The organism is Protofrankia sp. Cas3 (genome assembly GCF_963555955.1).
GTDB lineage: Bacteria > Actinomycetota > Actinomycetes > Frankiales > Frankiaceae > Protofrankia.
This window is the reverse complement of the sequence record NZ_CAUVXP010000086.1, coordinates 21,401-26,559: the sequence shown is the minus strand read 5'-3', so window position 1 is coordinate 26,559 and position 5,159 is coordinate 21,401. Positions and strand designations below refer to the sequence as shown.

Annotated in this window: 8 protein-coding genes and 1 CRISPR repeat array; of the genes, 3 read left to right on the top strand and 5 right to left on the bottom strand. The window is 65.4% G+C overall.

Features of this window, described 5'->3' with window-relative positions; translation table 11 throughout:
• Nucleotides 1-135 precede the first annotated feature (135 nt).
• The 3 genes from U9983_RS16465 to U9983_RS16455 are packed head-to-tail and all read left to right on the top strand — an operon-like array spanning nucleotide 136 to nucleotide 1,279.
• The gene (locus tag U9983_RS16465) at nucleotides 136-423 is read left to right on the top strand and encodes a hypothetical protein (protein ID WP_322754880.1); all 288 of its coding nucleotides are present in this window, start codon (nucleotides 136-138) and stop codon (nucleotides 421-423) included.
• A 30-nt stretch (nucleotides 424-453) separates the two neighbouring features.
• Complete coding sequence (locus tag U9983_RS16460) at nucleotides 454-810, top strand: metalloregulator ArsR/SmtB family transcription factor (protein ID WP_322754879.1); 357 nt, start codon at nucleotides 454-456, stop codon at nucleotides 808-810.
• Nucleotides 794-1,279, top strand: coding sequence for an SRPBCC family protein (locus U9983_RS16455; protein WP_322754878.1), 486 nt, complete (start codon nucleotides 794-796; stop codon nucleotides 1,277-1,279). Before U9983_RS16460 ends, U9983_RS16455 begins: the two co-directional genes overlap by 17 nt.
• A 184-nt stretch (nucleotides 1,280-1,463) precedes the next feature.
• On the opposite strand, the gene U9983_RS16450 is transcribed toward U9983_RS16455, so the two are convergent.
• The 5 genes from U9983_RS16450 to U9983_RS16430 all read right to left on the bottom strand — a co-directional run bounded on the left by U9983_RS16450 (nucleotide 1,464) and on the right by U9983_RS16430 (nucleotide 4,060).
• Nucleotides 1,464-2,456, bottom strand: a complete 993-nt coding sequence (locus U9983_RS16450) for a ThiF family adenylyltransferase (RefSeq protein ID WP_322754877.1) — start codon at nucleotides 2,454-2,456, stop codon at nucleotides 1,464-1,466.
• Between the two features lie 2 nt (nucleotides 2,457-2,458).
• Entirely contained in the window at nucleotides 2,459-3,052 is a 594-nt protein-coding gene (locus U9983_RS16445; protein WP_322754876.1) for a Mov34/MPN/PAD-1 family protein, read from the bottom strand.
• A 3-nt stretch (nucleotides 3,053-3,055) separates the two neighbouring features.
• Nucleotides 3,056-3,472 carry an E2/UBC family protein gene (locus U9983_RS16440; RefSeq protein WP_322754875.1) on the bottom strand — a complete coding sequence of 139 codons (417 nt, stop codon included), beginning with the start codon at nucleotides 3,470-3,472 and terminating at the stop codon, nucleotides 3,056-3,058.
• The gene (locus U9983_RS16435) at nucleotides 3,469-3,810 is read right to left on the bottom strand and encodes a hypothetical protein (RefSeq protein ID WP_322754874.1); all 342 of its coding nucleotides are present in this window, start codon (nucleotides 3,808-3,810) and stop codon (nucleotides 3,469-3,471) included. Before U9983_RS16435 ends, U9983_RS16440 begins: the two co-directional genes overlap by 4 nt.
• Nucleotides 3,811-3,892: 82 nt before the next feature.
• Nucleotides 3,893-4,060, bottom strand: coding sequence for a hypothetical protein (locus U9983_RS16430; RefSeq protein ID WP_322754873.1), 168 nt, complete (start codon nucleotides 4,058-4,060; stop codon nucleotides 3,893-3,895).
• A gap of 545 nt (nucleotides 4,061-4,605) precedes the next feature.
• A CRISPR array of direct repeats spans nucleotides 4,606-5,128; the repeat unit is 37 nt; unit sequence CGTCGCAGTAATCTACAAATCCGAGTCGGATTGAAAC.
• Nucleotides 5,129-5,159 lie beyond the last annotated feature (31 nt).

Genomic DNA, 5,159 nt, shown 5'->3' with positions numbered 1-5,159 from the left:
GAGCTCTAACTCGTGAATTTGCTTATCAAGAGATGTGAGACGTCCGCAGCCTATTCCGAACGTGTGAGGGATCGGGCTCAAGTAGGCAGGGAGATTACCGTGCTCTAAACTCGCCGGTATGCGGCGATAATGAGGGTGAGCCTCGAGGCCACGGAGCGCGTACGCCGGGTCGCTGTCGAGGACTTCGGGGGTGTCGGCATCGATGAGACCGTGCGCCGGTTGCCTGATGAGCACTGGCAGCTCAAGGCCGTGGCCGCGATGGACCGCTTCCGCACGCAGGACTCTGAAGGCTGGGCCGAGTACGTGGCCGAGGAGGAGTGGAGCGCAGTTGCCGAGATCGCCCACACTCTTGCGACGCGGCACTCGCGGTGGCCCCGCCGAGTGTGCCGCTGGGTGACGTTGCCGCGCACGAGCAGCCCTTGATGTATTCCTATATGGGAATATTATGTCCTTGTGGCGCGGGCGGCGACGACAACGGATGCGTTCAACGCGGTGGCCGAGCCCCGGCGGCGGCAGATCCTGAACGTCCTTGCCGGCGGGGAGCGCCCCGTGAACGACCTCGTCACGCTCCTCGGCCTGGCTCAGTCGCAGGTGTCCAAGCACCTGAAGGTCCTTCGCGAGGTTGGCCTGGTTGACGTTCGTGATGAAGGGCGCCAGCGGATGTACCGGCTCAACGGCCACGCGCTGAAGCCCATCCACGACTGGGTGAAGCAGTATGAACAGTCGTGGAACGAGCGGTTCGACGCACTGGACGTGGTACTGGACGAACTCACAGGGAAGGAGCAGGGAGACGGTGGCAGTGACGAGTAGCGGTACAGCGGTGGTGACGCTTCCGACGGATACGCAGATCCTGATCACGCGGGAGTTCGACGCACCCAGGCATCTGGTCTACCAGGCGTGGACGACCCCAGCGCTCGTCAAGCGTTGGTGGGCAGCTGACAGGGGTGAGGTCACGGTGGCCGACATCGACCTGAGGGTCGGTGGGTCGTGGCGCTGGGTGATGGTGACCAACGGCGGGTTCCAGGTCGCGTTCCACGGTGAGTACAGGGAGATCATCCCCAACGAGCGCATCGTCTCGACCGAGGTCTACGAGGGCGTGCCCGAAGCGGAAGCGGTGACCACGATGACGTTCACCGAACAGGACGGACGCACAACCCTCACGCTCCTGGTGCAGCATAAGACCCAGGAACATCGTGACGGCCACATCAACTCGGGCATGGAAAGCGGCATGCAGACGGCGATGGATCTGCTTGAGCAGGTCGCAGTCTCGCTCATCTAGTTTCATTCATGTAGGGCCTGTCCGGTGGATGTCGGGTACGCACGCAGCACGAGCGGATCATGCTGACCCGTAACGGTGAGGACGATGACGCACGTACCGTCCACATTCTCGAGGTCGACCACCGCGCGGACATTTACCGGACCCGCTGACGCGAGCCGATGAGAACGTGTTCCACCCGCCCTGGTTACCGCCGTTGGTGAGCACTTTGGTGCTGTGGCCGGCGCCTGCGGTGGCCGATCGTCCCTGACCCGCGGATGCCGTCGGGGCCGCAGACGGGACAGGTCGGGTCGCTGTCGGCGGACAGGTTGGTCAGTCGTGGCTGGACGAGGTCGAGCAGGATCTGCTGCGCTGTGGTCCGCCACGGGGTGAGGCTGTTGACGAGCTCCCCGAGAGCGAGTGCAACGACGGCCTGGTTGAGGAACAGCACGCTGGCAGCCGGTCCGGGTGACGATCCCGCCGGTGTGGATGCGGATACTGCGGATACCGCCGGCATGGCGCGGCCGCCGCTTTCATATCCTGCCGCCCGGCGGGCGGCGCGGGTGAGCGGATCCTGTTCGCGGGCGGCCAGCACCGGATCGTAGCCGTTCTGGCAGCGCAGGCATGGCCCGTCCGGTCGGACGACGGCGACCCGGCCGCCGACCTCCAGGTCAGCCCCGGGGGCGCTGCGGCTCAGTTCCACCCCGATATCGAGGTAGAGCCGTCCGTACTGGACCGCGAGCCGGTTGATGGCCCATCTCGGCGCGTGGCCGTCGACCGCGCCGATGAGAATGTCGGCGCTGCTCAGGGCGCGCCAGACGGCGGGGTCGAGGACGCTGCCACGGATCGGGGTGACCGCAACGTCGGGGTTGATCGCGCGCGCCAGGCGACTGGCCACGTCCACCTTGTGCGTCGCGTGCCGCGCATCCGCCGGGGTGGCACCGACGAGCCGGGCCAGGTTGGATGTCTCCACCCGGTCAGGGTCGACGAGGAGGAGACGTCCGACGCCGAGGTGGGCCAGGCCCTGCACGACGAGGGAGCCGGCTCCGCCCACACCGATGACACCCACGGTCAGCCGTCCGAGCCGATGTTGGGTGTCGGCTCCGAACGCCCGGATCTGCCGGTCATAGCGATCGTCCCGGTCGTGGTCGGGTCGATCATGCCGGTTGCCTCGGACGGGCTCCGGCCGCCGTCGGGTCATGGTCAGCCTCCTGCGCTCTCGTCGCGCTGTGCAAGCAATGCGCGTGCGGCGGATGAGATGTCCAGTGGCGTGAGACGGCCGGTGCGAGGGTTGAACCACAGTCCGTCGACCCCGGTGCGGGTGAGCACGAGGGAGGCGGCGACCACCGGCGGCCGGGCGGGGATCGTGGCGTGAAACTCCCGGTGGGTTTCCATCGCGTTGGCACGGTCGGCGCCGGAGAACGCCGCGGGCGCCGAGGTACCCGGATGGCTGTGCACGTCGATGAGGGACAGCGCGTGCTCGTAGCAGGTGCGCAGCACGGTCCGGCTGATGTCAGTGGCCACCTCGACGCGGGTGGGGCTTTGCACGGTCAGGGCGGCATCGGGCAGCAGCAGGGCGTGTCGAGCTCGAACGGTGATGATGCGGCGTCCCCATCGGTCGCCGGTAGTCTCGGCCCGGCCGAGGAGGTAGGCGAACTGTTCCAGATCGCTGCCGAGGAGATGGGCGGCCAGCTCCGTCCCTATGGCGTCGGCGATGACGAGCCGGCACCGATCGGCCTGAGGTCTTCGATCGTCCGGTAATCGCTTTTCCGGCGGTGGGTTTCGGTTCCCGGCCATTGTTCAGTCCGCTGTGCCGAGGTAGGTGCGGATTGCCTCGACGAAGGTGAGCAGCGAGTCGAGGCGGGGATTCCACCGGCGGTACGGATCCTCCAGGCAATACCAGACGTAGCCCAGATCGGCGTAGGGATTGTTGAAGCCGTGGAAGTAGTGGCCGGGGTCGACGAGACCACCGAGACCACCGAGACCGCTGTGGTCGTGCCGTTGCAGGCGGGAGCCGAGGAAGAAGCCGTCCGGGGCGGATTCGGGGTAGGTGACCGGGACGACGACGAGCACGGTGGTGCGGGTCGGCTCCCATCCAGCCGGCAGCCGGAATTCGGGGACGATGATCCACGAATCGTCGTCGGCGATACGGAGCCCCGGGTACGCCCCGGCGAGCTGGGCCGCTTCGAGCCGGATTCGGCGGCGCAGTGGGTTCATCGGCGTGGGTCGTGCACGTCGTCGGCTCCGTCGCTGGCTCCGTCGCTGGCTCCGTCGGCGTCCGCGTCCGCGTCGGCGTCGGTCCGGCTGCCGACCGGGTCGGTGGCCCTCGGGTGAGTCCCGGGCGCAGCCTTGGAGTGCCGGGCATGGTGGGCGAAGACGTCCCCGTCGGCGACGCGGACCCGCTGGCTGTCACCGACGATGGTGTTGCGATCGGTGTCCTGCCGGATGAGTACCCGGTTGTCGTCGACACCCGCGGCTGCCTTGATGTCGGCGCCGGTCATCTCGTCGGCGATGACGGGGACGTCGATTCCGTTGATACGGATGGTGCGGGCCATCGGTCCCTCCGTTTCTCGTGTGGTCACGAGGTGCAGACGGACGCGGGCGGACTCAGGCGGAGTTCCGTCCTCGGGTGGGTGTTCACCATGGTGTGGCTGCGGTCGCGATCCGGTTGAGCAGTCTCGCGACGAGTTCGGCGTTGACGCGGGCCGGTCCGTTGGGCGTGACCGTCGCCAGGCCGGTACCGAAGCCGATCAGCAGGACCGCGGTCCAGCGGACCAGGTCGCGAACGCGGCGGCGCAGACGCACCCGGCGCCGTGGGGGTCGCGTCCGGTAACGAGGGGACGGGCGTCGTGGATGGCGGGTCTGTCTGCGTCGCGGGGAACGTCGCCGTCGGCGGCGGACCCCCGGTGGGCCGATGGGGAATCGGGATGATCCGGCTCGGGGGGTGCTGGCATCCGGGAGGGGGAGAATAATGGAGTTGTGCGCGTCTGTCATGGGGCCGGGGTCGGGGTTGGAGCCCGGGTCGGGGACGGCGACGCCTCGGTTGTCGAACCGGAGTCGCGGCGGGATCACCATCAGCTCTTACTCCCGTGGCATGGTCGCGTGCCTCTACCGGAGGGTCATCGGTACCCGGATACGGACGGACCGGTCCACGGTCCGAAGAGATCATCTACCACAACCTCCGACACGCCGAAGAACCCGGGAGGTTGTGGTGGGAGATCAATATGTATTGTGACCTGGAACGATACGACATCTATAGATCATGTCTTCATGATCCGAAGGATCTTCGGATGGAGGTTCTGGTATGATCTTGTATCGTCGCAGCTCGGAGCGTGTACAATTCGGACAGCGGTCGCAGTAATCTACAAATCCGAGTCGGATTGAAACATGTTGCCCCCCAGTACCTTGGCGAGGGCCGGCACGTCGCAGTAATCTACAAATCCGAGTCGGATTGAAACAGTCGGTGCCATTCTTTGTAGAACAGGACTGTTCGTCGCAGTAATCTACAAATCCGAGTCGGATTGAAACAGCACCAGTCGATCAACACGGAGTGACCCAGGCGTCGCAGTAATCTACAAATCCGAGTCGGATTGAAACGTGCGTGTACACGTACCGGTCGAGGTTGGCGTCGTCGCAGTAATCTACAAATCCGAGTCGGATTGAAACTTGGTTATTTCGGCATTAACAACATCGGAAATGGTCGCAGTAATCTACAAATCCGAGTCGGATTGAAACCTGCCACGACGCGTGACTTCTGCTTGGGCGAGTGTCGCAGTGATCTACAAATCCGAGTCGGATTGAAACAAGTCGCCCTTGATGGTACTGCTGCCGGCGTTCGTCGCAGTGATCTACAAATCCGAGTCGGATTGAAACCGAAGCTGTCGGCGAAGGCGTCGTGCTCGGC